The 26,368-nt window shown below is 66.8% G+C and carries 19 protein-coding genes, 2 tRNA genes and 3 pseudogenes; 5 read left to right on the top strand and 19 right to left on the bottom strand.

The window, feature by feature from the left end:
* Window positions 1-249: 249 nt before the first annotated feature.
* On the bottom strand, window positions 250-1,575 hold the full coding sequence (locus GCE65_RS00115; RefSeq protein WP_153876953.1) for an ISL3 family transposase: 1,326 nt from the start codon (window positions 1,573-1,575) through the stop codon (window positions 250-252).
* Window positions 1,576-1,596: 21 nt separating this feature from the next.
* On the opposite strand from GCE65_RS00115, the gene GCE65_RS00110 reads away from it, so the two are divergent.
* Window positions 1,597-2,103, top strand: coding sequence for a hypothetical protein (locus GCE65_RS00110; RefSeq protein WP_153876952.1), 507 nt, complete (start codon window positions 1,597-1,599; stop codon window positions 2,101-2,103).
* Between the two features lie 195 nt (window positions 2,104-2,298).
* Window positions 2,299-3,678 carry an IS1380 family transposase gene (locus tag GCE65_RS00105; protein WP_153876951.1) on the top strand — a complete coding sequence of 460 codons (1,380 nt, stop codon included), beginning with the start codon at window positions 2,299-2,301 and terminating at the stop codon, window positions 3,676-3,678.
* A 134-nt stretch (window positions 3,679-3,812) separates the two neighbouring features.
* Here GCE65_RS00105 and GCE65_RS00100 read toward each other — a convergent pair.
* Window positions 3,813-5,033: pseudogene (locus tag GCE65_RS00100) on the bottom strand (ISL3 family transposase); the annotation flags it as partial.
* A gap of 100 nt (window positions 5,034-5,133) precedes the next feature.
* Here GCE65_RS00100 and GCE65_RS00095 point away from each other — a divergent pair.
* On the top strand, window positions 5,134-5,604 hold the full coding sequence (locus GCE65_RS00095; RefSeq protein ID WP_153876950.1) for a hypothetical protein: 471 nt from the start codon (window positions 5,134-5,136) through the stop codon (window positions 5,602-5,604).
* Between the two features lie 75 nt (window positions 5,605-5,679).
* Here the strand turns inward: GCE65_RS00095 and GCE65_RS00090 are convergent, their stop codons facing one another.
* From GCE65_RS00090 to GCE65_RS00065, 5 genes are all read right to left on the bottom strand, one after another.
* Window positions 5,680-7,158: a class I SAM-dependent DNA methyltransferase gene (locus GCE65_RS00090; protein WP_152817987.1), complete on the bottom strand. Its 1,479-nt coding sequence runs from the start codon at window positions 7,156-7,158 to the stop codon at window positions 5,680-5,682.
* A complete protein-coding gene (locus GCE65_RS00085) occupies window positions 7,155-8,120 on the bottom strand; it encodes an Abi family protein (protein ID WP_228760021.1) in 966 nt (321 codons plus the stop codon). Before GCE65_RS00085 ends, GCE65_RS00090 begins: the two co-directional genes overlap by 4 nt.
* A 108-nt stretch (window positions 8,121-8,228) precedes the next feature.
* Window positions 8,229-9,131, bottom strand: coding sequence for a GIY-YIG nuclease family protein (locus GCE65_RS00080; protein WP_152817989.1), 903 nt, complete (start codon window positions 9,129-9,131; stop codon window positions 8,229-8,231).
* Window positions 9,128-10,306 (bottom strand): restriction endonuclease subunit S, encoded by a 1,179-nt coding sequence (locus GCE65_RS00075; RefSeq protein WP_152817990.1) that lies wholly within the window; start codon window positions 10,304-10,306, stop codon window positions 9,128-9,130. Before GCE65_RS00075 ends, GCE65_RS00080 begins: the two co-directional genes overlap by 4 nt.
* Window positions 10,303-13,098: a DEAD/DEAH box helicase family protein gene (locus GCE65_RS00065; protein ID WP_228760020.1), complete on the bottom strand. Its 2,796-nt coding sequence runs from the start codon at window positions 13,096-13,098 to the stop codon at window positions 10,303-10,305. Before GCE65_RS00065 ends, GCE65_RS00075 begins: the two co-directional genes overlap by 4 nt.
* Window positions 13,099-13,366: 268 nt before the next feature.
* Here GCE65_RS00065 and GCE65_RS00060 point away from each other — a divergent pair.
* Both GCE65_RS00060 and GCE65_RS16770 read left to right on the top strand, forming a co-directional pair.
* Window positions 13,367-13,531, top strand: a pseudogene (locus tag GCE65_RS00060) (IS5/IS1182 family transposase); the annotation flags it as partial.
* 61 nt (window positions 13,532-13,592) lie between these two features.
* Window positions 13,593-13,661 (top strand): annotated as a pseudogene (locus GCE65_RS16770) (hypothetical protein); the annotation flags it as partial.
* A gap of 171 nt (window positions 13,662-13,832) precedes the next feature.
* Here GCE65_RS16770 and GCE65_RS16365 read toward each other — a convergent pair.
* From GCE65_RS16365 to dnaA, 12 genes are all read right to left on the bottom strand, one after another.
* Window positions 13,833-14,036: a hypothetical protein gene (locus GCE65_RS16365; RefSeq protein ID WP_227993996.1), complete on the bottom strand. Its 204-nt coding sequence runs from the start codon at window positions 14,034-14,036 to the stop codon at window positions 13,833-13,835.
* A 207-nt stretch (window positions 14,037-14,243) separates the two neighbouring features.
* A tRNA-Ala gene (locus tag GCE65_RS00050) sits at window positions 14,244-14,316 on the bottom strand.
* Between the two features lie 64 nt (window positions 14,317-14,380).
* Entirely contained in the window at window positions 14,381-14,497 is a 117-nt protein-coding gene (locus GCE65_RS16360; RefSeq protein WP_227993997.1) for a DLW-39 family protein, read from the bottom strand.
* A 26-nt stretch (window positions 14,498-14,523) separates the two neighbouring features.
* Window positions 14,524-14,597, bottom strand: a tRNA-Ile gene (locus GCE65_RS00045).
* 65 nt (window positions 14,598-14,662) lie between these two features.
* Window positions 14,663-15,367: a DUF3566 domain-containing protein gene (locus GCE65_RS00040; protein ID WP_153876947.1), complete on the bottom strand. Its 705-nt coding sequence runs from the start codon at window positions 15,365-15,367 to the stop codon at window positions 14,663-14,665.
* Window positions 15,364-17,952, bottom strand: coding sequence for a DNA gyrase subunit A (gene gyrA / locus GCE65_RS00035; RefSeq protein WP_153876946.1), 2,589 nt, complete (start codon window positions 17,950-17,952; stop codon window positions 15,364-15,366). Before gyrA ends, GCE65_RS00040 begins: the two co-directional genes overlap by 4 nt.
* A 32-nt stretch (window positions 17,953-17,984) precedes the next feature.
* The gene (gyrB, locus tag GCE65_RS00030; RefSeq protein ID WP_153876945.1) at window positions 17,985-20,003 is read right to left on the bottom strand and encodes a DNA topoisomerase (ATP-hydrolyzing) subunit B; all 2,019 of its coding nucleotides are present in this window, start codon (window positions 20,001-20,003) and stop codon (window positions 17,985-17,987) included.
* Between the two features lie 296 nt (window positions 20,004-20,299).
* Entirely contained in the window at window positions 20,300-20,908 is a 609-nt protein-coding gene (locus tag GCE65_RS16355) for a DUF721 domain-containing protein (RefSeq protein ID WP_153876944.1), read from the bottom strand.
* On the bottom strand, window positions 20,898-22,136 hold the full coding sequence (gene recF / locus GCE65_RS00020; protein WP_153876943.1) for a DNA replication/repair protein RecF: 1,239 nt from the start codon (window positions 22,134-22,136) through the stop codon (window positions 20,898-20,900). Before recF ends, GCE65_RS16355 begins: the two co-directional genes overlap by 11 nt.
* A gap of 32 nt (window positions 22,137-22,168) precedes the next feature.
* Window positions 22,169-23,062 carry a phosphogluconate dehydrogenase (NAD(+)-dependent, decarboxylating) gene (gnd, locus tag GCE65_RS00015; RefSeq protein WP_153876942.1) on the bottom strand — a complete coding sequence of 298 codons (894 nt, stop codon included), beginning with the start codon at window positions 23,060-23,062 and terminating at the stop codon, window positions 22,169-22,171.
* A 65-nt stretch (window positions 23,063-23,127) separates the two neighbouring features.
* Window positions 23,128-24,255: a DNA polymerase III subunit beta gene (gene dnaN, locus GCE65_RS00010; protein WP_153876941.1), complete on the bottom strand. Its 1,128-nt coding sequence runs from the start codon at window positions 24,253-24,255 to the stop codon at window positions 23,128-23,130.
* 480 nt (window positions 24,256-24,735) lie between these two features.
* Window positions 24,736-26,175 (bottom strand): chromosomal replication initiator protein DnaA, encoded by a 1,440-nt coding sequence (dnaA, locus tag GCE65_RS00005; RefSeq protein ID WP_152910617.1) that lies wholly within the window; start codon window positions 26,173-26,175, stop codon window positions 24,736-24,738.
* Window positions 26,176-26,368: the final 193 nt, after the last annotated feature.

Here is a 26,368-nt window from a genome sequence, read left to right as displayed (position 1 = left end):
ACATGCTGGCGCATCACTTCGGGGTTCACCGGGGCACGGTGTGGGCGAAGACGCGCGGGTAATGCTCCAAAGAGTGCGCAGTCGGGGCGTCACCAAGCTTTGAACGGTCTTCACCTGTATGCTCGACACGCGTGGCCGCAGCCCGGGTGGGTCGGCTATCACCTCGCCGCGGTTGGAATGTTGAATCGCCCGATGCGGAAACCTCCCCAAAGTCGACGCAGGCCAGCGCGACGACGGCACAACGAGGCTCTACGCGGTTCGTGGTGAAAGGCCTGCTGTGATTGGTGTTCGCGCTGCTGCTCGAGCGGCGCTGGCCAGGAGTATACGGGCCTTGTAGTTGGCGGAGTTCCTGAATCCGCGGCCGGTGCGTTTGATGTTCTTGATCGTGGTGTTCGCGGCTTCGACCTTCGCGGTCGTGGCGCCGGTGACGATGAGGACTTCGATGGCCTCCCACCAGGTCACGATGGTCTCGTAGAGGCGGTCGGTCTCGGCCATGTTCGCGGTCTGGACGTAGTGACCCAGTCTCATCCGCTCTTGCCACGCCTGGGCGAGGGTATCAGCGCCGAGGAGGCGGCGGAGCTGCTCCTTGACGCCCCACGCGGCGGAGAGCTCATCCGTGGGGTCATCGTCGGTGAAGACCTTCTCCAGCCTGGCCCAGCCACGCGGGGACAGCGTATCGGCGCCCCGCAGCAGCAGCATCCGGTGTGCCCAGGACGCGTCGCTCTTGCGCCCGCGGCGGCCGTGCTGGTCTCGGGCGAGGCGCTGGCGGACCTTGGTGAGCATGTCGCCTGCGAGTTTGACGAGGTGGAACTTGTCGACCGAGACCGCGGCGTGGGGCAGGTGCTCGCGCAGGGCCTTACGGAACGCGGCCGAGGGGTCGATCGCGACGACCTCGATACGGTCCCGCCATGACTGTGGGCGGGCGCTGAGCCACGCGCCCACGCCCGTGCTGTCGCGGCCATCGACGATGCCCAGGACCTGTCCTGTGGCCAGGTCGACCAGGGTCGTCATCCACGGCTCGAACCGGCGCCAGGCCCCGTGCTCATCACGGAAGAACCGCACGGACCGGTACCGGTGCTCATCGATGCCCAAGCGCGTCACGACCCAGTCGTCGGCGGCGGGTAGGACGAGCGCCGCGGCAGCCAGCGCCGATTGGACCAGCCACCATGAGACCCCGTGAGCGCGGGCAACCTCGCTGGCGGCTCGACCGGAGTCGACCACCGCGGCCACGACCTGATTCTTCAGCCGCGTAGTGGACCGGGCGAACCTGGGGACCTGGATGGTGGACTCGGCGAACGTGCCACGCCCGCACAGCTCTTCCCGGCAGAACCAGCGCCGCTTGGCCCACCACACCTCGACCGCACCCGCGATCGGCAGATCACGCAGACGCTGCCGGCGCCGGGAATGGATCTTCACCGCGATCACACCACACGCCGGGCAGCCAGGCGGGGCGAGTGACTCGATCACGACCCGACGGCCTCCGCCGGGAAGATCGATCGCGTCGATGACACGGTAGTCAGACAGATTGAAGATCGTGCTCGCAGCATCACGCTGCGAGCCAGTAAACTCGTCCATAGCTCGTGGTCCTCTGCTCTTGTGGATGTCTCGCAACACCCATCACAGCAGGACCACGAGCCCTCACACGCCTACGACGCGCGGGCCACTTTCACCACGAACCACGAAGAGCCCACAACGAGGACAGGGATGCACGAGAACGGAAACATAGACGACGCTCTGACGAGAATGATCACTTCGGGTGCTGGTGCACTCGGCATAGCTGCGGGAGCGGTGCTCGGCACGGCGGTGGCTGGCCCTCCCGGAGCAGTTGCTGGAGCTGCGGCCGGTGCGCTTCTTCAGGACGGCATGAAGGCCGTCGCAGGCGATGTCGCGGCGCGGTTTACGGCACAGACCGAGCAGGATCGTATGGGCTCTTTGTACGTGCTTGCTCAGAACCAGATTGTGCAACGACTGAACGGAGGCGAGCAACCGCGGTCAGAGTCGTTCTTCAGGCCGCGCGAGCGAAAGAATGCAAAGAAGCTTCGCTCCGAGGCAGATGAGCTACTCGAAGGAGCCTTTCTCGGCTCTTCACAATCCAGGGTGTAGTTGGGGTCTGAATCCGCCGGCCTCGAGCAACGATCTGGCTACATAGTTGGTCAGGTTTCGGAAGCCGAGGGCTGAGCCTGGATCCACCGTGCTGGTTTGAGTCTGGGTGGCGTGGGCGCATGAGAATGCCCTCCTGACCTGGGATAATGCGTGTTGTCAACGCACGCAGTCCCAAAAAAGAAGGGCATCTCGTAGATGCAACTATCTCATGTCTCCTCGGTACGGTTCGACGATCCGAATCTGGTCGGCGTGGCGGGTCTTATCCCGGTGATGGCGCTGGCCGAGCGTGCCGGGCTGTCGGCGCTGGTCGGTGAGCATCTGAGTCTGTCGGGTACGGGCAGCGCGAACCCAGGGGCGAAGGTGTTGGCGCTGGTCGCGGGCATGACCGCCGGGGCCGACTCCATCGATGACATGGACCTGTTGCGCCACGGCGGGATGGGCAAACTGTTCCAGGATGCGCGTGCGCCCTCGACGCTGGGCACGTTCCTACGCGCGTTCACCTTCGGGCATGTCCGCCAGCTCGACGCGATCGCCTCCCGCTTCCTGACCCGCCTGGCCGGGCAGGCCCCGGTGCTGGCCGGTGCCGGTCAGATCGCCTACGTCGATATCGACGACACGATCAAGGAGACCTACGGGTACGCCAAGCAGGGCGCCGGGTACGGCTACAACAAGGTCAAGGGCCTCAACGCGCTGATCGCGACCATCTCCACCCCGGTGGCCGCGCCGCTGATCGTCGGCACGCGGCTACGCCGGGGCCCGGCCAACAGTGCGCGCGGGGCGGGCAAGTTCGTCGCCGACGCCCTCGCCACCGCCCGGACGGCCGGCGCCGGCGGGGTGGTGATCCTGCGCGCCGATTCGGCCTACTACAGCCGTGAGGTGGCCGCCGCGGCGGGCCGGGCCGGTGCCCACTTCTCGTTGACCGCGCGGATGAACCCGGCCATCACCGCCGCCATCACCAGCATCGACGAGCAAGCCTGGACCCCGATCCGGTACCCGAACGCGATCTGGGACGAAGACGAGGCCCGCCTGATCTCCGATGCCCAGGTCGCCGAGCTCCCCTTCACCGCGTTCACCTCCCGTCCCAAGGCCGAGCACATCACGGCACGGCTGATCGTGCGCCGCGTCAAACGCCTCAACCCCGCAGCCACCAGGGCCGGTCAGGACGAACTATTCGCCACCTACCGGTACCACGCCGTCTTCACCGACTCGCCCCTGAGCATGCTCGAGGCCGAGAAGGCCCACCGCGCCCACGCCATCATCGAGGGCGTCCACGCCGATCTACGCGCCTCGGCCCTGGCCCACGCACCCTCGGGCAAGTTCACCGCGAACGCGGCCTGGCTCGTTCTGGCCGCGATCGCGTTCAACCTCACCCGCGCCGCCGGGGCCCTGGCCTCCCTCTTCCACGCCCGGGCCACCACCGCGACCATCCGAGACCACCTCATCCGCATCCCCGCCCGGCTCGCCCGCTCGGCACGACGGCTGACCATGCACCTACCCCGGAACTGGGCCCACCAAGACCCCTGGGAAGCGCTCTATGTCGCGGCCTGCGGGCCACCCCCAGCCCCGGCGACCTGACCACCAGCCCCCACGGGCACGACCGGAACACAAGTGGAAAAGCCGGGCAGACCGGCAGCCCCGCCATGCCCACACGACCCGACCCGCCATAACCCGGACCTCACACCATCACGACGACCCGGACGGTGGATCCAGGCTGAGCCGCGGAGGTGTTCGAGCCGGCCGTTGATCGCCTCAGTGGGGCCGTTGGAAGTGCCGGGCCGGTCGAAGTAGGCCAGGACGTCGCCGGCGCGGCGTGTCAGGGTGCGGCCGAGTCTGCGTAGTTCGCTCAGGGCGGCGGGAACGCCGTGGGCCAGGGAGTCGATCAGGCCGGACATCATCTGCCGCCCTCGTGTCCTGTCGGGGTCGCGGTAGGCGGCGACCATGCGCTGGTAGACGCCCCAGGTCGCCTCGACCTCGATGTGAGCCTCGTCGGCGAAGAGGGCCTCGATGCGGCGGGTCTGCTTCTGGGTGAGCAGGTCGGCGCCGGTGTGCAGGGTGCGGCGGGCGCCATAGAGCGGGTCGCCGGTGCGGCCACGGTGCCCACAGGTGTCCTGCTGTACCCGGCGACGGGCCTCATCGAGGGCGTCACCGGCTAGACGGACGACGTGGAACGGATCCATGACGGCTACCGCGCCGGGTACCTCCTCGGCGGTGGCCGTCTTGAAGCCGGTAAAGCCGTCCATAGCCACCACCTCCAGGCCTGCCCGCCAGGACTCGGGACGATCGGCGAGCCACTGCTTGAACGCCGCCTTGGAGCGTCCCTCGACCATGTCCAGCAGGCGGGCGGGCCCGGTGCCCTCGCGTATGGGCGTCAGGTCGATGATCACGGTCACGTACTTGTCTCCGCGGCGGGTGTGGCGCCATACGTGTTCGTCGACCCCGAGGACCCGGACCCCGTCGAACCGGTGCGGGTCACTGATCAGGACGCGCCGCCCTTCGGCCAGGATCGCGTCGTTGGCGGTGTTCCACGAGACGGCCAGGCCCTCGGCGACGCGGGCCACGGTCAGGTGCTGACACACGATCGCCTCCAGAGCCCACCGCAGCGCGCCGCGGGAGAGCCGCCCGCGCGGTTCGGCCGCGGCGCTGGTGTCCTGACGCCAGACATGACCACACCCGCTGCACCGGTACCGGCGCACCCTGATCTCCAGTGTGGTCGGGCGCCAGCCCAGCGGCACGTGCGCCAGGCGCCGCACCACAGTGTCACGAGCCGATCCCTCGCAGCCGCACCGCCGGCACCAGTCATCAGGGGTCGCGACCCGGCAGGCGAGCACCGCCCGGCCAGGGTCCAGCCGCTGGCCGAGGACCTCCAGGCCGAGGCCATCCAGCCGAGCGAATGTGGTCAAGTCAGGGCGAGTGAAGGTAGCGTCAGGCACGTCGAGGTCTTCCCGGTGGGCAGTGTCAGAACCCCCATCATCGGAGGACCTCGACCCCTATCCGACGAGCGACGCGCCCACGACCTCTACACCCTCAACTGTGAAGAGCCCCTTTCTCGCCGCGCGGAAGGCTTTTGAAGAGCGCAAGGTAGCGCTTCTCGCGAACTTCTACACCAACGTGGTGTTCCGGAATGATCTTGACTCTGGACACGCCAACTACATCTTGTCGCTCATGGAGTCGCTGACCTACAGACAGCTCACTGGCATCTTCATCATCGGCAGTGGTGAGCTATCAAACATGGTGAGAGCAAGAGACTTCCGAGGCGGGGAAGCTCTTGAACCGCTCCAGGTCGGCGTTCTTTTCGAGCTCTATCAACTGGTAAGACTCGATCTGGTGGCGGACTCTGGAGCGAGCTACATACTTGGAGTTGCCGACATCAATCCGTCGCAGCTGCGGCTCCAGGGAACCGGGGCTGAATTGTTCAATCTCATGAGACCGCTGGCACTCGATTTCGACGAATACGGGTACTTCATCAACGCGTTCAGGCGAGATTTCCTGAACTCTCAATAGGCGGCGGGGTGGAAGCGGTAATCCGCCACCATCGCCGTTTCCCTTCGTTGGGCGACTCGATCCAGCCCTCCTGGCCTAATCTGCGGAAGAAGATTCCAAGGCCGCGGCAACCGCTTCGAACTCAGCGAGGGCAGCAGTAAGGTCTTCGACGATTTCGCGGGCGATGACGTCGGGGGCAGGCAGCGAGTCAAGATCGTCGGGGGAGTCATCGCGCAGCCAGGTGATGTCGAGGTTGACCTTGTCGCGGGCGATCAATTCGCCGTACTCGAACGACTTCCAGCATTCTGATTCCAGGCGCGCGTCGCGTGATGAGCCTGCCAGGTACGACTCGACGAACTCGTTCAGATGGGCTCTGCGCAGCGGGTTCTGCTTGAGAGTGAAGTGCTGGTTCGTGCGCAGATCGTACACCCAGAGCTTCCGAGTCCAGGGAGTCTCACTCGCGGGCCTCTTGTCGAAGAACAGCACATTCGCCTTGACACCTTGGGCATAGAAGACGCCGGTCGGGAGACGGAGGATGGTATGCAGGTCGAAGTCATTGAGGAGCTTGCGTCGCAGCACTTCACCTGACCCACCTTCGAACAGCACGTTGTCGGGGAGCACGACGGCGGCGCGCCCGTTGATGTCGAGGATCGTCATGATGTGCTGCAGGAAGTTGAGTTGCTTATTCGAGGTGGTGGTGACGAAATCAGCCCGTTCGATCTCGGTGTCTTCCTTGGACTCGCGTCCATCGGCACCGACCATCGTCATCGACGACTTCCGCCCGAAGGGTGGATTGGAGAGCACCACGCTGTAGCGGTTGCCAGGGTCGGCGATGAGCGCATCGCGCACGTCGATCAGTGAGTCTCCGTCGGGCGTACCGATGCCGTGAAGTAGGAGATTCATCGCGGCGAGCCGTGCAGTACCGTCCACGAGTTCTGTGCCGTGAGCGAAGTCGTCGCGCAGGCGATCACGTTGGATCGGCGTCAGCCGCTCGGCGTGGCTCGATGCATAGTCATGGGCGACGAGGAGGAAGCCGCCGGTGCCGCACGCGGGGTCGATCACCGAGTCGTCGGCCGACGGCTGGATGACGTCGACGATTGCCTGGATCAGATCGCGAGGGGTGAAGTACTGGCCGGCCCCCGAGCCCTTGTCAGAGGCACCCTTTGCGAGAAGCTGCTCATAGGCGTCACCCTTGAGATCGGTTCCGGAGGCGGACCACTGCTCCTTATCGATCAGGTCAACGATGAGGCGCTTGAGTTTCGCCGGGTCTTGGATGCGGTTCTGGGCCTTGCGGAAGATGACTCCGAGAGTTCCCGGCTGCTGAGCAAGGCCGACCAGGATGCGCGTGTACTCGAACTCCAGCGCCACCCCCTCCGCGTCGAGAAGCCGCTGCCACGAGTACTCGTGCGGCACGATCTGCTGCGGCTTGAGCTTCCTCGTCGCACGCTCGTGCGCCATCTTGAGGAACAGCAGGTAGGTGAGCTGCTCGATGTAGTCGAGCACCCCCACCCCGTCGTCACGTAGCAGGTTCCGGAACGAGTCGAGTTTATCGACCAGACGACGGGAATCGGTCATTGCGGCCTCCTCGACCAGAACGGATCGTCACACCATGCTTCGGGGAAGCCCATCTCTCCGACGTGACGACCATGGAGTTGAGCGAACGATGTATCGACAAGCTCCCGGACCTTGGCGCGCCACGTAGTACCCGGCGAAGCGGCTTCGAGCAGGAGACCCATGACGCACAGCGCACCGTAGACCCGCTCGCTTTGCCCGTCGGGGAGGGAGACGAGGGCTGGAACCGTCCTCAGTGCCGCGGTGCTGGCCGGCGCGAAGGATCGGTTCCACAGCCGCGCATGATGTGCACTCGTATTACGCACGATCGCCAGTTGCTCGAACCAGCGCACGAGTGGATGGTTCTTCTTGGCCCGGTCGGCCTGACTCTTGCTCAGCGCGCCAAGGTCGATCTGCACGCCGAATTGCTCCGCGATCTCCCATTGCACTCTCGCGGGCAACCCCTCATAGAGGCGGGACACGTCCGCGAAGTCGAGCACCTCCGAAAGTACCCAGATCGGTAACCGCCCACCGTAGTGCTCATCATGATGTCGCACGGCATCGTTGCGGCGGCGCGAACGAGCGACGCGCCTCTGCACGGTATCCAGCCATGCCGCGTGATCGAACGTGGGGCGAAAGTGCGCTCGGTCGAGGTACGCCAAAGCACCATACGCACCGACGGACTCGTTGAGCCGCGTGCGGAGCATCACCTCGACCCGCTCTACGCCGTCATGGACGAGCGTCCGGAGCTTCCGGTCGAACTCGTACAGGGCAACCACGTCGGCAAAGGACGTGCCCGCCTCGAAGGAGTCGCCGCGTCGGCTTCCATTCAGGACGCGGCACGGATACCAGTAGCCGCTGAGCCGGTAGTAGCCGACGCTCCCCAGCCACTGCGCCGCGAACTCACGCTCGAGCGTCATGCCGCGCTGCTCCAGCTTGGCAAGGTGCTCATCGGGCGAGCCGTACGGCTTGACACGGCGCGTCACTCGAACCATCCCCGAACAGAGATCCAGCCCACACCAGGAGACTGGGCGGGCTGAACTGTTGACCCGAGTGTAACCCCGCCCCGGGTCGTTGACCAAGTGCCTCGAGGTTCAATCATCCTCGACCCCGCGGCTCTCCCACGCACCGAACGACCCCTCGCTACTGGCCCACTCGACGCGCCCGTTGCACGACCGGCCGAGCGCTACCGCTCCCGCCGTCGAGGGTGAACCGAAGACGATGTCGCGCATCGTGCGAGCAGCACCCCCCTCAACGACGATGGAACCATCGGCGACCAAGCCCTCGTGCTGGGCGCGGTAGCTCGCGTATGCCTTCTGGGTACTACGAGCATGCCCCACACCGTGCCACGTGGGGACGACGACGGACCCGCTGAGCATGATGAACTCGCCGTCGATCTGCTGAGCGCGGGCGTCAACGGTCCTGTGCTTGTTCGTCAACGTGAACACCGGTGACTCTGAGGTTGACGAGGCGATAACTTGCGACATCGCGGGGCGCACACGGATGACGTTCACCCCGAGCACGGGAAGCACGATCTGCAGCTCACCGAGGAAGTACTCCATGTCAGACACGTCGGCCTCGGGCAGTCGGGGCCTCGGCGGTGCCGTACCGTTCTCCAGCGTGACGCGACCGGCCTGCTGGGCGAGCTCGATCAATCGCGACTCCAGGTAGCGCACGTGCGATTTCGTGAGGTTCGTGTCCTTCGAGGTGATGAGCACCGCCTGGTTCCAGAACGACTTCTCCTTGACGTGAGCGCGGAGTCGCGTCGCCACGACATCGGCCTCGCCGACATAGCAGCGTGTATCACCGACCGCGTCTTCGTCCTCACCGAGCAACAGGTACGCGCCGGTGCGCTCGGCCTCCTCACGCCGCAGGAGCTCGGCGAGGTCGGAACGGCGCGCGGAGAGCACGCTGCCCGTCCAATTCGTGATCTCCGCCGCCGTCAAACCACCGCGAGTGCCGTCTACGAGGAAGAGCTTGACCTGCTTGCCGTTCATGCCTCAACCCTCCCCTCGACCACTGACATGTCCGACGAGGATCCCGTGAGGCGACCCGAGAAGGCAGCTGCCAGGAGGGAGCGGCGGAGAGCACCGGAGCGTTCACGTGCAGCACCCGTAGCCTGTGTGAGCCGTCCGAGAGCCTCGCGTCCCGCTGCGACCTCGGCGAGGATACGGCGCTGATCCGGCAATGACGGAACCGGGACGACAACGCGACCCAGATCTCTCTGGTTGACCTTATAGATTCCGGCAGTTGTCCTGGCAACTTGCTCGATCTGGCGACGGACGCTCGTCGAGTTCCACACGAGCGCGAGAAATCCTGCGTCGACTAGGTCAGCACGCGGGCGCGCTCGTATCAACGTATCTGGGAAGGCGACAGGATCGGGGTCCTCCGCAACGAGCCCGCCTCGACCTACCAGATGCAGACTTCCGTTTCCCCGCGAGATGAGAAAGTCGCCTTGATGTACAAGGAATCGCTCCGCCTCGTCCGCTGTCCACGCGCCCGGCTTGCGCTCTCGAAGATCGACCATGCCGTCGGTGAGTGCCGAAAGCCGAAGGACCGGAAATCCGCCTTCGCAAGTCTTCACCGAGCGCCCGTTGGCGAGATCGCGGCCGAGCAGACTTGTCAACGGGACCTCATCGCAGGTCGCATCTGCCAACGCGTGGGCAAGCACATGGGCGCTGAGAGCCGATATTCTCATTGCCGCGGCATCAAGTTGTGAATCGGCCGCATCGAGGTGAGAGAGGTGGTCTTCGAGGATCGCGACGATCCGGCGCTGCTCCTCGAGCGGCGGGACAAGGATCTCCTGCGCTTCGAGGTCCTCTCGGCGAAGACTGGGGGTCGCCGTTGAGCTATCAAGCTTCCCGAGTGGTAGGGAGCGCAGTTGCCAAGTCAGGAAGCGCTCATCCAGGCGCTCTGGAATCGCGGCGTAGTAGGTGGTATCGATCGGCCAGCAGCCCGCCGTCTCAAGCTGAACCTGCCCGACGTTGCCCTTTCGGCCAATAATGACGACGGGATCGAACGCGAGCGGCTCTGCGGTACCTGTCATCCGCCCCGCAGAACCGAGGACTGGGAATGGCGCAGAGTCGTCCCGCTGGTCCTTTGGTAACGCCTTGCCATACCGAACCTTCAGGACCGCACCGATTCGTTCGCGAGTCCAACTGACCTCGCTCACGCGGCGAGCTCCCGGTTGAGTTCTTCGATGAGGTCGCCGGCGTTGTCGCCGAGGTCACGGAGGGCGCCGTCGACGCCGCCGCGCTCGTTGAAGGGCGCGTTGTCGAGGTCGTCGGCGTCGATGCCCGCGGAGGACGCGATGATCCGCATCATCCGGTCGAGCCACCACCGCTGAGTCTCGGTGAACGTGGCTCCTGCCTGCTCTTGGCGGAGGAGCCAGTTCTCGTAGCGATCCTCGACTTGATCGGCGTACGGCACGAGTACCTCGTCCACTCCAGCCTCGAGCCGCAGCAGGGAGATCAGGTCGGTTGCCGCGTGCCGGTTGCGGTTCTCGGCCTGGCCTTGGTACTCGATTCCGAGGGAGAGGTAGGAGTTCCAGATGACATCGACGGTCCAGTTGTACGGAGGACGTGCGATCCTGTCGGCGAGTTCCTGGATCTGGTCGAAGCGGATGCCTCGCCCCTTTGCCTCCAACATGAGCTCGATTGCGCTGATCTCGTTACGGTGCTCGGCGAGGTACTCCCGCCACGAGTTGATCGTGTGCTTCGCCTTGTCGGGGTCCACGACCCCGTACGCTTCGAGCACCTCGTCGCGGCTCACCTCGTCGATGATCTGATCCTTCGCGTGGCGCAGTTCGATGATCCTCGTGCGCAGTTCGGGGTTGGCGGCCAGCGGTTCGACGGCCGTGTCGAGAAGGACTTGCACCACGTCGGCGGGAGCGCGATCGGTTTCTGCGGCAATGGCGCCGGCCTGGGTCTCGGGGTCGACTGCAGCTACGAGTGCCCGCACGATGTCATGCATCGATGCTTCTGCATCATGCAGTCCGGCAACTTCGTCGAGTTCGTTCCGCTCGGCGGGAGTCAGCTGTCGATCGAGAGCCGCCAGTCGGCCGGCCAGTGTGGCGACCTCGTCTTCGGTGAGAGTGAGCGCCGCGGCTTTGTCGAGCAACTTCTTCAGACTGATCGACTTTTCACGGTTGAGGGGCGGTTCGACGAAGTCGTGTTCGGTCACGCCGATGGCATCCACGATCACGAATCGCGTCTTCGCATCGGCGTCGTCGGTCACCGCCTTGAGGTCGGCCGGTGCGATGGTTCGGGCACCGCGGCCCTTCATCTGCTCGTAGTATTGACCGCTGCGCACGTCGCGCATGAACATGACGCATTCCAGCGGCTTGACGTCGGTGCCGGTCGCGATCATGTCGACGCTCACTGCGATGCGCATGGCGGGACTGGTGCGGAAAGCCTTCAGACGACCCTTCGGGTCTTTCGCCGAGTAGGTGATCTTCGCAGCGAAGTCGTTTCCCTTCCCGAACACTTCCCGCACGGTCTGCACAATCTCCTCGGCGTGGTTGTCGTCCTTGGCGAAGATCAGCGTCTTCGGCACGGTGTGGCGTCCCGGGAAGATCTCGGTGAAGAGCCGGTCGCGGAAGATTTCCAGCACGAGTCGGATCTGGTGCTTCGACGTCACCGCCCGGTCCAGTTGGCCGGGTGTGTAGTCGAGATCGGCGTCGAGCCGGATCAGCTTCTGCTCCCGGGTGCTGCGATCGACCGTCGGAACGTAGGTTCCGGCCTCGATCGTGGAACCGTTCGTGGTGATCTCGGTCCGGATACGGAAGATGTCGAAGTCGACGTTCACGCCGTCGGCAACCGACTGTGGATAGGTGTACTCCGAGACCAGGTTCTGCTGGAAGAAGCCGAAGGTCTGCTTCCCCGGCGTGGCCGTGAGCCCGACGATGTGCGCGTCGAAGTATTCGAGCACCCCGCGCCAGACCCCGTAGATCGAACGGTGTGCCTCGTCGACGATGACTAGGTCGAAGGTCTCCGGCGGAATTTCGGGGTTGTAGCCGACCGTCACGGGTTCGTCGGGACGAAACTCGTCGAGACCCTGGTCGTCACCTTCGGGCACGTCCTCGTTCTTGATCGCTTTGAACACACGCTGGATCGTCGAGATCGCGACCTTCGTCGAATCCGGCATCCCACCCCTGGCGAGCTTCGTCACGTTGTACAGCTCGGTGAAACGGCGGCCGTCGTCGGGCGTGCGGTAGTTCTGGAACTCTCCCATCGTCTGATCCGCGAGGTTGTTTCGATCCACGAGGAAAAGGATGCGCTTGAAACCACCCCACTTGAGGAGTCGATATGCCTCCGTGACGGCGGTATAGGTCTTGCCCGCGCCGGTAGCCATCTGCACCAGCGAACGCCCGAAGCGCTGCTCGACGAGGCTCCGTTCAATGCCGTTGATCGCATCGACCTGCGCTCGGCGCAGCGGCACGGGGTCCAGGGCAGGCAAGCTGCGCACCTTGCCCCGCCAGGTCGGAGCCTGACCGGGATGCTCCGTTGCGGCGCGGACGGTCGCTGCGAGGGACTCGGGCCTGGGAAACGCGAAGATGCGGCGGGCGCGTGGTGCCGGGTCGAAACCATTCGTGAAATGGGTCTCGGCGCCCGACGCCTCGAAGACGAAGGGCAGGCGTCCCTCTGGGTTGAGTGTCTTGCGACGCACATACTCAGGGAGCCCGGTGGCGTACATCGCGGACTGCCACTCGACACCAGACAGCGGCGTACCCATCGGCTTCGCTTCGATCACACCGACGACATCCTTGTCGACGTACAGCAGATAGTCGACGCGCCCATGGCCCGGCTTCATGATGACCTCTCGGACTGCGACACCCCGCTGCGGAACGAAGAGGTTGAGCGCGCTGCGGTCCTGCACCGCCCACCCCGACGCAACCAGCTGGCGATCGATCAGCACCCGCGCACGTTGCTCCGCCGCCAGGCGCCCATCATCGCTCTCGGTCACGACACAGATTCTATCCGTGAGCCCCGCCTCGATGTCGCAGGGTCGACATGTCGACTCCGTAGCAACTGCCAATCACACCTCACGCGTCTTGCAGATCAAGGTACGTACTGGACTGTACGAAATTGATGGTTTCTTAGTTTGGCCACAAAGCAAGGAGTGGGTGCGATGGTGGAGATGCGGCGTGGGCCGGGGCGGCCGGCGTATGACTCGAAGCAGAAGCTCGTCGCGACGACGTGTCCGTTGCTGACGGAACGGGGGTTCGAGGCGACGAGCCGCCTACAAGGACCGCAATGTCGTCGAGCGATCGTTCGCACTGCTCAAGCAGTGGCGCGAGATCGCATCCCGCTACGACAAGCTCGCCATCACCTACCGCGCCGGAGCCGTTCTCCATGCCGCCCTCACCTGGGCAACACGATTAGGAGACACGCCCTAGGCACGTCCAACACGCGCACCACCTCAAAGGACTCCTGCACTGCGGCGGTTGCGGGTCGCGGATGCTGCTCGACTTCGCCACCAACCCGAGAGGCACGACCTACGCCTACTTCGTCTGCTCGGGCAGGGCCGCAAAGAAGACCAGTTGCACCCGCCGCGCGGTGCCCGGCCAGGTCACAGAACGCCTACTCGCGGACTCCTACGCGTCGATCAGCGAGCATGACTACCAGCACACCTCGCCGTCGAGGTCGACGCCGCATTCGACGCGCGCGGAGCGGGACGCGATCAGGAGTTCACCGACCTCACCTCGAACCGGGCGCGCCTGGATGCTGCCGCTCGCCGCACACTTCGCTGACGCCATCGACCTGCCGACTCTCAAACGGTACCAAGACCGAATCCGCGCCGGGCTCGCCGACATCGAGCTCCGTCTGCGCGAGCACGACGAGCAACACGTCGGCGGTCGAGCGTTCCTCCACGACAGCCTGCGGCTCCTCACCGACGCTCACCGCGCCTACGCGCACTCCGATGACGGGAGCAGGAGGCTGGCGAACCAAGCGTTCTACACGCGCCTGGAGATCACCGAGGAGGACCAGCTACGCCCACGCCTCGCGGGACACTTCGCGACCATCGTTCACGAGGCAGTCGGAGGCAAGGAAGCCAAACGGGAACACTCCACATCTTCCGATGTCGCGTGTCCTGTAAGACACTCTGGGTGGAGCCAGCGGGACTCGAACCCGCAACCCCCTGCTTGCAAAGCAGGTGCGCTACCAATTGCGCCATGGCCCCGCGATCCGCACAGGACCGGGGAGGGGCGGGCGGCCGACGGCCGCGCCCCGGGTGTGGGCGTGCCTCAGACGGGGTCGGAGACCTCGGTCCACAGCTCGCGCTGGGCCTTCTCCTCCTGGACCTTGCGCCAGACGAAGACACCGCCGGCCACGACGGCCGCCAGGAACAGCAGCTTCTTCATGTCTCGACCTCCCGATCGCGATCCAGTGGGCCTAGCTGGACTCGAACCAGCGACCTCTTCCTTATCAGGGAAGCGCTCTAACCGTCTGAGCTATAGGCCCGCCGCCCCACACGTGGGGCCGGTAGAGAGTATCGCAGGCCTGAGCCCGGATACTCAAATCAGATCCTAGTCATCGGTCAAAGTGAGATGCAGGCCACCCACCATCGCCGCGACGAAGTTGTAGATGAACGCCCCCAGGGTCGCCAGCGCCGTGAACAGCACGATGTCGATGACCGCGATGACGGTCGCGACCGACAGCACCCGCGAGAACTCCATGTACTCCAGGATCGGTCCGAAGGAGGTCGCCTGCAGATCATTGATCACGAGGTTGTTGATCTTCGCGAACACGCCCATCTGGTTGAGCACCATCCACGAGAGCGCCGCCGCCACGACGATCATGATCCCGATCGCGATCGAGAGCAGGAACGCGAGCTTCATCACGGACCACGGATCCATGTGCGAGAGCGTGAGTCGCACCCGCCTGGGCCCGGGAACGCTCGAGGACGACGCAGCTCCCCCCGCGGGGGCGGGCGTGGGCGCCGTAGCCGGTCGGGTGGAGTGGAACTCGCCGCTCCGTTGCCCCGGCCGGCCCAGTTGCCCCTGCTCGACGAACGAGGTCTGGCCGGCTCGGGACGCCGCCGGGGGCACCGGTCCGGCGGCGGGCCGGATGGTCGGCGGCGTGGACGTGCGGGGCACGCCGGCCGTCGGGGCGTCTGCGTTCACCCCCGCGGGAGCGGGCTCGCCGCTCGTGCTCGTGCGCGTCGAGGTCCGTTGCGGGGGCACGGCCGGCGCCTGTTGCGTCACCGGCGGCTGCTGGGGGTTCTGGCTCATTCGTCACCTTCCTCGGCCGCGTCGTCGGCCTGGTCCTCGCCAGACGCTACGCCATCGACCAGGGAATCGTCATCCTCCTGCGGCGGGACCTCGTCGATCTCCTCCTCGACCGATTCGTCGTTGCGGGCCACGGCGATGATCCGGTCGCCCTTGTCCGGCCGGGCGAAGGTGACCCCCTGGGTGTTGCGACCCGTGAGGGAGACCTCGTTCACGGCGGAGCGCACGATCTTGCCCTTCGACATGATCACGAGCACCTCGTCGTCGGAATGGGTGATGAGGGCGCCGACGAGATCACCGCGAGCCTGGACGAGGTTGGCCACCTTGATGCCCAGTCCGCCGCGGCCCTGCAGCCGGTACTCCTCCACGCGCGTGCGCTTGGCGAAGCCGCCCTCGGTCACCACGAAGAGGTCGGCGCCCGGCTCGACCACGGTCATGTTGAGCAGGGAGTCCTCACCCCGGAACTTCATTCCGGTGACCCCGCTCGTGGCCCGGCCCATCGGCCGCAACGCGTCGTCGGTGGCGGTGAACCGGATGGACTGACCGCCGCGGGAGACGAGCAGGAGATCGTCGTCGCTGTCGACCAGCCGGGCGGCGACCACCTCGTCCGGCGTGCCGTCCGCCTGCTCGCGCAGGTTGATCGCGATGACCCCGCCGGTGCGGGAGGAGTCGTACTCGCTCAGGCGGGTCTTCTTCACAAGCCCGGACTTGGTGGCGAGCACGAGGTACTCGGCCTGGGTGTAGTCGCGGATGGCGAGCACCTGGGCGATCGTCTCGTCCGGCTGGAACGCGAGCAGGTTCGCCACGTGCTGACCCTTGGCGTCCCGGCCGCCCTCGGGCAGCTCGTACCCCTTGGCCCGATAGACGCGCCCGAGGTTGGTGAAGAACAGCAGCCAGTGATGCGTCGTCGTGGTGAAGAACTGATCCACCACGTCGTCGCCCCGCAGCTGGGCCCCCCGCACGCCCTTGCCGCCGCGATGCTGGGCACGGTAGTTGTCGGTGCGGGTGCGCTTCGCGTAGCCGCCGCGGGTGATCGTCACCACGACGTCCTCCTCGGGGATGAGGTCCTCGATGCTCATCTCACCGTCGAAGGGCAGGATCGTCGTGCGGCGTTCGTCGCCGTAGCGGTCGACGAGCTCGGTCAGCTCGGTGGCGATGATCTCCCGCTGCCGCACCGGGGAGGCGAGGATCTCCCGGTATTCGGCGATCTCGGCCTCGAGGGTGGCGAACTCGTTGAGGATCTTCTGTCGCTCCAGCGCCGCGAGGCGGCGCAGCTGCATCTCGAGGATCGCGTTGGCCTGGATCTCGTCGATCTCGAGGAGGTCCATGAGGCCGGTGCGGGCCGCGTCGACCGTGGCCGACGCCCGGATGAGCGCAATGACCGCGTCGAGGGCGTCGAGGGCCTTGATGAGCCCGCGGAGGATGTGGATGCGGTCCTCGGCGCGGCGCAGCAGCCACTGCGTGCGGCGCACGATGACCTCGACCTGGTGATCGGTCCAGTGCCGGATGAAGGCGTTGAGGGAGAGGGTGCGGGGGACGCCGTCCACGAGCGCGAGCATGTTCGCGCCGAAGGTGTCCTGCAGCTGGGTGTGCTTGTAGAGGTTGTTGAGCACGACCTTGGCGATCGCGTCGCGCTTGAGCACGATGACGAGGCGCTGGCCGGCGCGCCCCGAGGTCTCGTCGCGGATGTCGGCGATGCCCTGCAGGCGGCCGTCGCGGGTGAGCTCGGCGATCTTGGCGGCGAGGTTGTCCGGATTGACCTGATAGGGCAGCTCGGTCACCACGAGGCACTGCCGGCCCTGGATCTCCTCCACCTCGACCACCGCGCGCATCGTGACCGACCCGCGGCCGGTGCGATACGCGTCCTCGATCCCCCGGATCCCGAGGATCTGCGCGCCGGTCGGGAAGTCGGGCCCCTTGATGCGCTGCATCGAGGCCGCGAGGAGCTCCTCCGGGGTGGCGTCCGGGTGATCGAGGAACCAATGCACCGCGTCGGCCACCTCCCGCAGGTTGTGCGGGGGGATGTTCGTGGCCATTCCGACGGCGATGCCCGCCGAGCCGTTGACGAGCAGGTTCGGGAACCGGCTGGGCAGCACGAGCGGTTCCTGCGTGCGGCCGTCGTAGTTGTCGCCGAAGTCGACCGTGTCCTTGTCGATGTCCCGCAGCATCTCCATCGCGAGTGGGGCCATCTTGCACTCGGTGTACCGGGGCGCGGCCGCCGGGTCGTTGCCGGGGGAGCCGAAGTTGCCCTGGCCGGCCACGAGCGGGTAGCGCAGCGACCACGGCTGCACGAGCCGCACGAGCGCGTCGTAGATCGCGCTGTCGCCGTGCGGGTGGAACTGCCCCATGACGTCGCCGACGACGCGCGAGCACTTCGAGAACGAGGAGTCGGGGCGGTAGCCGCCGTCGTACATCGCATAGAGCACGCGCCGGTGCACGGGCTTGAGACCGTCGCGGATCTCCGGAAGTGCGCGCCCGACGATGACGCTCATGGCGTAGTCGAGATAGGACCGCTGCATCTCGAGCTGGAGGTCGACCTGTTCGATCCGGCCGGTGGACTCAGGAACCGAGGTGGGGGTGTCGCTCACGAATTAGATCCTTACGTCGTTCGAGCAGCGGGTCAGATGTCGAGGAAGCGCACATCGCGGGCGTTGCGCTGGATGAACGCCCGGCGGGATTCGACGTCCTCGCCCATGAGGATGGTGAACGTCTCGTCGGCCGCGGCGGCATCGTCGAGGGTGACCTGCTTGAGGGTGCGGGAGGACGGGTCCATCGTCGTCTCCCACAGCTCCCGGTAGTCCATCTCGCCCAGACCCTTGTAACGCTGGATGCCGCCGTCCTTCGGCAGCCGCCGGTTCTTCGCGAGTCCGGCCTCGACGTGGGCGTCGCGCTCCTTGTCCGAGTAGACGAACTCGTGCGGGGCGTTCGTCCACTTGAGCCGGTACAGCGGCGGGGTGGCCAGATACACGTGGCCGGCGGTGAGCAGCTCCGGCATGTACCGGAACAGGAGCGTGAGCAGCAGCGTGGCGATGTGCTGGCCGTCGACGTCCGCATCGGCCATGAGGATGATCTTGTGGTACCGCAGCTTCGAGATGTCGAACTCGTCGCCGATCCCGGTGCCGAATGCGGTGATGAGCGCCTGCACCTCGGCGTTTCCGAGGGCGCGGTCGAGCCGGGCCTTCTCCACGTTGAGGATCTTTCCCCGGATCGGCAGGATCGCCTGCGTCTCGGGGTTGCGGCCCTGGACGGCGGAGCCGCCGGCCGAGTCTCCCTCGACGATGAAGACCTCGCTGATCGAGGCGTCACGGCTCGAGCAGTCCCGCAGCTTGCCGGGCATGCCGCCCCCCTCGAGGAGGCCCTTGCGGCGGGTCGCCTCCCGGGCCTTGCGGGCCGCCATCCGGGCCTGCGCCGCCTGGCTGGCCTTGCGGATCACGTCGCGGGCGTCGTTCGGGTTCTTCTCCAGCCAGTCGCCGAGCTGGTCGTAGAGCACCTTCTGCGTGAACGTGCGGGCCTCGGTGTTGCCGAGCTTGGTCTTCGTCTGCCCCTCGAACTGGGGTTCGCCGAGCTTGATCGAGATGACGGCGATGAGCCCCTCGCGGATGTCCTCACCCGTGAGGTTCTCCTCCTTCTCCTTGAGCAGCCCCTTCTCCCGGGCGTAGCGGTTGACGAGCGTGGTGAGCGCGGACCGGAAGCCCTCCTCGTGGGTGCCGCCCTCGGTCGTGTTGATCGTGTTGGCGTAGGTGTGCACCCCCTCGCTGTAGGAACTCGTCCACTGCATCGCGATCTCGATCGAGATCGTCTGCCCGGCGTCCTCGGCCTCGAAGTCGATGATCTGGGCGTGCACCGGATCGAGCTTGCGCACCCGCACGAGGTGGTCGACGTAGTCGAGGAGGCCGCGATCGTAGCGGTAGACGACCGAGCGTGGCTCGTTCGCGGCCGCCTCGTCGCCGGCGACCTCGTCGACCTCCTCGCTCTGGCGCTCGTCCGTGAGCGAGATGGTCAGGCCCTTGTTGAGGAAGGCCATCTGCTGCAGCCGGGCCCGGAGCGTCTCGAAGTCGAACTCGGTGGTCTCGAAGATCTCCGGGTCCGGGTAGAAGGTCTGGGTCGTGCCGGTCGCCTCGGTGGCCTCGACGCGCTCGAGTTCGCCGACGGGGTGACCACCGTTCGCGAACTCCAGCCGCCACGTGTAGCCCTGCCGGCTCACCTCGGAGACGAGGCGGGAGGAGAGCGCGTTGACCACGGAGATGCCCACCCCGTGCAGCCCCCCGGAGACCGCGTAGCCACCGCCGCCGAACTTGCCGCCGGCGTGCAGGATCGTCATGACGACCTCGAGGGTCGGACGGCCCTCGGTCGGGTGGATGTCGACCGGGATGCCGCGGCCGTTGTCCACGACCCGAAGTCCCCCGTCCGCCTGGAGCACGATGTCGATCCGGTCGCAGTGTCCGGCGAGGGCCTCGTCGACCGAGTTGTCGACGACCTCGTACACGAGGTGGTGCAGGCCGCGCTCGCCCGTCGAGCCGATGTACATGCCGGGCCGCTTGCGCACGGCCTCGAGGCCCTCCAGGACGGTGATGCTCCCGGCCCCGTAGCTCGGATCCTCATGGTTGTTCGTCGATGATGAGAGGGTCGATTCAGCCACGTCTACTTGGCGCTCCTTGTACTCTCGTGCATGTCGGGCGCTCGGGCGCCCACCCGCGAGCGGGTACACATGTGCAGGGCCCCAGCGTGAACTTCCTGCCCGCCGGTCGCGTCGTGCGCACACCGAATGCGGCCAGGGGCACAAACGCCCGGGGACAGAACACCTCAGTCTACCGTGGATGACCCGGATTCCGTGCCGTTCCACAGGATTTCGGCATGTGATCCGCCCCTTCCGCCGGGCTGTCCACAGCCTGCCCGGAGCCGGCGCGATCGGCTCGTGGACGACGCCCGCTCGCCTCAGCCGTACGTGTCCCGCGGGCCGCGCCCGGGGACCGACCGGGGGCCCCGGCGCCAGCTCGGTCCGCCGGGTCCGAGCACCTGGATCCCGGTGACCACGCCCTCGCCGATCTCCTCGGCGAGGCGCCGCTCGAGTTGCGGCAGCAGGAGGCGCAGTTGGGTCGTCCAGGCGGTCGAATCCGCGCGGACGACGAGCTTGCCCTCGATGAACGTCTCGGGCGTGCAGTGGTCCGCCACCTGATCGCCCACGATCTCCCGCCAGCGCCCGATGACCCCCGCGATCGACAACGGCCTCCGCCAGCCGAGCTGCGCGGAGAGCCGGTCCATGGAGTCGCCGACCGACTCGGGGTCCCGGCCCGCCCCCGGAACCACGTCGGGATGATGGCCCACCGTGCCCCTGTAGCCGCCGCGGCGTCGCAGGCTCGGGGCACCCGGCGTGGCACCGCGGTCCCGCGCGGCCGCGCGTGCCCGGGCGAGCGCGGTGCGCGCCGCCTGGAGCGGATCGGCCTCCTCCGACGGGTCGTCGGGAAGCTCCGGTCGCTCGGGTCGCCACTGCCCTGTGCCGCGGTCGGGATCGGCGGACCGGTCGGGGGGCGGCTCAGCGGACACGCGTGGCCACCGATTCCATCACGTCGATGCGGCCGCCGCTCAACTCCACGGGAACGTCCGTGGCCACGGCGGCCGTGATGATCACCTGCTGGGCCGACGCCACGAGTTCCGCGAGCCGGGCCCGGCGGCGGGCGTCGAGCTCCGCGAACACGTCGTCGAGGATGAGCACGGGCTCGCCGTCCTCGGTCCAGTCGTCGTGGCGAAGCAATTCATACGACGCGAGCCGCAGCGCCAGCGCGAACGACCACGACTCCCCGTGACTGGCGTACCCCTTGGCCGGCAGCCCGCCGAGGACGAGGTCGAGGTCGTCACGGTGTGGGCCCACGAGGCTGACGCCCCGGTCCAGCTCCTTGCCGCGCAGCCGCGCCATCGCCTCGAGCAGCCGGGCCTCGACGAGGGCGGCGTCTGCGAGCTCGGCCTCCTCGGCCGTCGCGACGAGGACGTCCCGAGAGCCGCCCGTGCCGTCGACCGGGCCGGCGACCGGGCGGGCGACTTTGCCGCCGACCGGCCGGCGCGAATCGGCCTCGAGGCTCGTGCGGTAGCGAAGCTCGGCCGACCCCTGACCGCCGGAGACCTGTTCGTAGGCGGTCGCGACGTGGGGCCGCAGCTCCGCGAGCAGCCGCACGCGCGCGGCGAGCAGCTCCGCCCCCGCGGCGGCCGCCTTGGCGTCCCAGATGTCGAGCGTGCTCAGGTCGGCGCCCCGGCCGCCCCGGCGCGCCGCGCCGGCCGACTTGAGCAGGGCGTTGCGTTGCTTGATCACGCGTTCGTAGTCGGTTCGCACGGATGCGAACCGCGGACTCAGGAGCACGAGCAGCTCGTCGACGAAGCGGCGCCGGCCGTCCGGATCGCCCTTGACGAGGGCGAGGTCCTCGGGTGCGAAGAGCACCGTCCGCAGATGTCCGAGCAGCTCCCGGGTGCGGGTGACGGGTGCCCGGTTGAGGCGGGCCCGATTCGCGCGACCCGCGACGATCTCGACCTCGAGCGTGGTCGGCCGGCCCGCCCGCACGACCTTGGCCTGCACGATCGCCCGCGGAGTGCCCGCGCGCACGAGGGCGGCATCGCCCGCCACCCGGTGGGAGCTGAAGGTGGCGAGGTAGCCGAGGGACTCGACGAGGTTCGTCTTCCCCTGCCCGTTCGGTCCCACGAGCGCCGTCACCCCGGGCTCGAGCGCGAGCACGACGTGCGGATAGGAGCGGAAGTCGGTCAGCGCGAGGTCGGAGACATACATTCAGACCGCAGACACGCTCGGACCGGGGACGATCACTGCTCCTCGGCCGCCCGCACGGCATGGCCGCCGAACTGTTGGCGGAGTGCCGCCACCGCCTTCATCGCCGGGGAGTCCTCCTGTCGGGAGTCGAAGCGCGCGAAGAGCGCGGCGCTGATGACCGGCGCGGGAACCGCGAGGTCCACGGCCTCCTTGACGGTCCAGCGCCCCTCCCCGGAGTCGGCCACATAACCCTGGATCTCGTGGAGGCGGGGATCGGAGTTGAGCGCCTTGATGAGCAGCTCGAGCAGCCACGACCGCACAACCGTTCCCCGCTGCCACGCCTGGAAGACCTTGCTCACGTCGGGTACGAGATCCGGGCGGGCGGCGAGGATCTCGTAGCCCTCGGCGTAGGCCTGCATGATGCCGTACTCGACGCCGTTGTGGATCATCTTGGCGTAGTGCCCGGCGCCGACCGGGCCGGCGTGCACGAAGCCCTCCTCGCGCGGCCCGTCGGGGCGCAGTGCGTCGAAGACGGGCATGAGCTCGGTGATCGCCTCGTCCTCGCCTCCGACCATGAGCCCATAGCCGACGTCCTTGCCCCAGATGCCGCCCGAGACGCCGGCGTCGACGTAGCGGATTCCGCGCGCGCCGAGTTCCCTCGCGCGTCGGAGATCGTCGTGATACCGGGTGTTCCCGCCGTCGATGACGAGGTCGCCGGCCCGCAGGTGCCCGGCGAGGCCGGTGATGACCGATTCGGTCACCTCGCCGGCCGGAACCATGACCCACACGATCTTCGTCGAGGGCAGCGCGGCCACCAGGGCGTCCAGATCGGCGACGTCGGAGACCTCGGGGTTGGGGTCGTAACCGGTCACCTCGATTCCCGCGGCTCGGAGGCGGGCACGCATGTTGCCCCCCATTCGACCGAGGCCGATGAGTCCGATGTGCATGAGAGCCCTCCTAGAGCGGGGATGGGGTGGCGGCTCCGTGGCCGGTGCGGTCGCGGGGCCCGGCGTCAGCTCGCGAAGCGAATGGGCATGAGCAGGTAGCGGAACTCGTCGAAGTGATCCTCCGAGTCGAGGCTGTCCTGCCCGGTCATGACCACGGGCTTGGACGCCTGCGTGAACGAGAGCCGAACGAAGTCCGTTCCCAGCGCGGCCAGGCCCTCGAGCAGGTACGTCGGGTTGAAGGCCGTGCTGATCTCCTCGCCCACGAGGGTGGACTCGAGCGCCTCGGAGGCCTGGGCGTCGTCTCCCTGACCGGCTTCGAGCACGACCTGCCCCTCGCTGAACGTCAGCCGGATCGGAGTGTTGCGTTCGGCCACGAGGGCGACGCGCTTGGCGGCCTCGATGAGCGCGGCCGTGTTCGTCACGGTGTGGATCGAGGTCTGATCGGGGAAGAGTCGGCGCACCGGGGGGTAGTCGCCGTCCACGAGCACCGAGGTGCTGTGGCGCCCGCCCGCCTCGAACCCGATGATGTCCGACCCCTCGGAGAGGGACAGTTCCACGTTGCCGGCGGAGGTGAGCGACTTGGCGACGTCGGTGAGGGTCCGCGCCCGCACGAGCGCCTCCCGCTCGATCTGCGGATTGACCGGCGCCCACGAGATCTCCCGCAGGGCGAGCCGGTAGCGGTCGGTCGCCATGAACGTGAGCTTGTCACCACGGATCTCGAGCTTGACGCCCGTGAGCAGGGGAAGGGTCTCGTCCCTGCCCGCCGCGATCGAGACCTGGGCGACCGCGCGGGAGAACGCGTCGACGGGGATCGAACCGGCATGCGCCGGCATGTCCGGGAGCGTCGGATACTCGTCGACCGGCATCGTCGCGAGCGTGAAGCGCGAGGATCCGCACGTGACCTGGACCTTGGTGCCCTCGATGGTCATCTCGATGGGGCGGGCCGGCAGGGCCCTGGAGATGTCGGCCAGGAGCCGTCCGGAGACCAGGACCTCTCCCGGCTCCTCCACGTCGGCGGCCACCTGGGACCGGGCCGAGACGTCGTAGTCGAAGGTCGACAGGGTCAGGGTGCCGTCAGCGACGGCTGTGATTCGCACTCCGGACAGGACGGGAACGGGTGGACGCACCGGCAAGGTGCGAGCTGTCCACGTCACGGCTTCGGCGAGGACGTCTCGCTCAACTCGAAACTTCACGGTGCTGGAATCTCCTTCTTCCTGGCTGGGTCGAGCATTCCTGGGATCTCCCAGCAGCCCAACTCTACCGGTCGCGTCGAGGAGCGTGGTGAGTGCATGCGAGGTCGGTCCCGCGGGTCGGAGTCGGGCGCAGCATGGTGATTGTTGGCTGTCCACATCTTCGGGAGCCCCATAGGTCTCGTCATCGTCATAGGGGGTGTGGATCATGTGGATAACCGGCGTCCATGCAGGTCAGAGGTTGGACCGGGGTGTGGATCGACGACGGACCGGCCTGTGTGTGAGTCGAGGCGGTCTGTGGATATCTCAACGGCGGGGTTCTCTGTCCACGGATTCACAGGGAGTTATCCACCGGTCTGGACGCTTCCTCCACGGTTGTCCACAGAGTTGTCCACAGCTGTGTATGGCGGGGATCTGGGCCAGACGTTCCCTCGGCGACGTCCTGGTGCCGCTCCTCGGGCCCGGTCCGCTCATCGAGCCCGATCAGGCCCGGTTCTGCTGCTTGATGCGGTTGGTCAGCTCGGTGACCTGGTTGTACGTGGCTCGTCGCTCCGCCATGAGCTGGGTGATCTTGCGGTAGGCGTGCATCACAGTCGTGTGGTCGCGGTTGCCGAAGACCTGACCGATCTTCGGCAGCGACAGTTCAGTCAGTTCCCGGCACAGGTACATGGCGATCTGGCGGGCGTTGACGAGGACTCGGGAACGGTCGGCACTGCACAGCGCCTCGATCGAGACGGAGAAGTAGGCCGCGGTCTGAGCCATGATCACCGACGGGGTGATCTCGGGGGTGTCGTCGTCGCTGATGAGGTCCTTGAGCACGAGCTCGGCCAGAGACGTGTCGACCGCCTGACGATTGAGGTTGGCGAAGGCGGTCACCCGGATGAGGGCGCCCTCGAGCTCACGGATGTTCGTCGAGATCTTCGAGGCGATGTACTCGAGCACGTCGCTCGGGGCCTGGAACTCCTCCGAACTGGCCTTCTTGCGCAGGATGGCGATCCGGGTCTCGAGGTCGGGCGGCTGGACATCGGTCAGCAGGCCCCACTCGAATCGCGATCGCATCCGGTCCTCGAAGCCCGCGAGCCGTTTCGGCGGCAGATCCGAGGTGATGACGACCTGCTTCGCGTCGTTGTGGAGGGTGTTGAACGTGTGGAAGAACTCCTCCATCGTCTGTTCCTTGCCCTGCAGGAACTGGATGTCGTCCACGAGGAGCACGTCGACCTCGCGGTAGCGCCGCTGGAACGCCTCGGCCTTGTCGTCCCGGATCGAGTTGATGAAGTCGTTGGTGAACTCCTCCGAGTTCACGTACCGGACCCGCACTCCCGGATACAGGTGCTGGGCGTAGTGGCCGATCGCATGGAGCAGATGGGTCTTGCCCAGGCCCGACTGACCGTAGATGAACAGGGGGTTGTATGCCCGTGCCGGCGCCTCGGCGACGGCGGTCGCCGCGGCGTGCGCGAACCTGTTGGAGGAACCGATGACGAACGTGTCGAACGTGTAGTTGACGTTGAGCCGGGCGTTCGGATCCACGAGGCCGTCACGCGGGCCGGTCGTGGTCGACGTGGACCACCGGTCCGGTTCGTCGTCGGAGACCGGTGCGAGATGCTCCGGAAATACGGGGCTCGCGGGGACCGGCGGCGCCGGCGGTGCGGCGGGGGAGTCCTCGAGGCTCGGATCGACCGTCACGGCCACACGGACCGGACGGGACAGGGAGGTCGTCAGGGCGGAGATGATCGATTCCCGCGCACGGGTCTCGATGAAATCCTTGGCGAAGTCGCTCGCGACGGCCAGGAGCACCGTGTTGTCGATGACGCCCAGGGGCTTCGTCAGGCGCACGAAACCCATCTGTGCTCCCGAGAGTTCGCCGCGATTGGCGAGGATCTCGACCGCACGGTTCCACCCGACGGCGACGGCTTCGGTGTCCAACGGCGCTTCGGACAAGAGCCCTCCCTGGGTGTACGACGACTGGATCCACAACCTTATCCACAGCTGTGGGTATGACACGGATGTAGTTTTCACGCGGCCGTCCGGACGGCGGGAGCGTCGGGATCCGAGTGGGCGAAGTGTCCATCGTACGGTCTATCCACAGCCTGTGCATCGGAGACCGAGGCGCGATGTA

This window comes from Pseudactinotalea sp. HY158 (genome assembly GCF_009660225.1).
GTDB lineage: Bacteria > Actinomycetota > Actinomycetes > Actinomycetales > Beutenbergiaceae > HY158.
Note: the sequence above shows the minus strand (reverse complement) of the source record. Positions and strands in the feature narration are given on the sequence as shown.

What these genes read in the sequence shown, in the direction of transcription:
- GCE65_RS00080 (WP_152817989.1), bottom strand. Translation starts at nt 9,131, where the DNA reads ATGAACGGCAAGCAGGTCAAGCTCTTCCTCGTAGACGGCACTCGCGGT.
- GCE65_RS00115 (WP_153876953.1), bottom strand. Translation starts at nt 1,575, where the DNA reads ATGGACGAGTTTACTGGCTCGCAGCGTGATGCTGCGAGCACGATCTTC.
- recF (WP_153876943.1), bottom strand. Translation starts at nt 22,136, where the DNA reads ATGTATGTCTCCGACCTCGCGCTGACCGACTTCCGCTCCTATCCGCAC.
- GCE65_RS00105 (WP_153876951.1), top strand. Translation starts at nt 2,299, where the DNA reads ATGCAACTATCTCATGTCTCCTCGGTACGGTTCGACGATCCGAATCTG.
- gnd (WP_153876942.1), bottom strand. Translation starts at nt 23,062, where the DNA reads ATGCACATCGGACTCATCGGCCTCGGTCGAATGGGGGGCAACATGCGT.
- GCE65_RS00090 (WP_152817987.1), bottom strand. Translation starts at nt 7,158, where the DNA reads ATGACCGATTCCCGTCGTCTGGTCGATAAACTCGACTCGTTCCGGAAC.
- GCE65_RS00040 (WP_153876947.1), bottom strand. Translation starts at nt 15,367, where the DNA reads ATGAGCCAGAACCCCCAGCAGCCGCCGGTGACGCAACAGGCGCCGGCC.
- GCE65_RS16360 (WP_227993997.1), bottom strand. Translation starts at nt 14,497, where the DNA reads ATGAAGAAGCTGCTGTTCCTGGCGGCCGTCGTGGCCGGCGGTGTCTTC.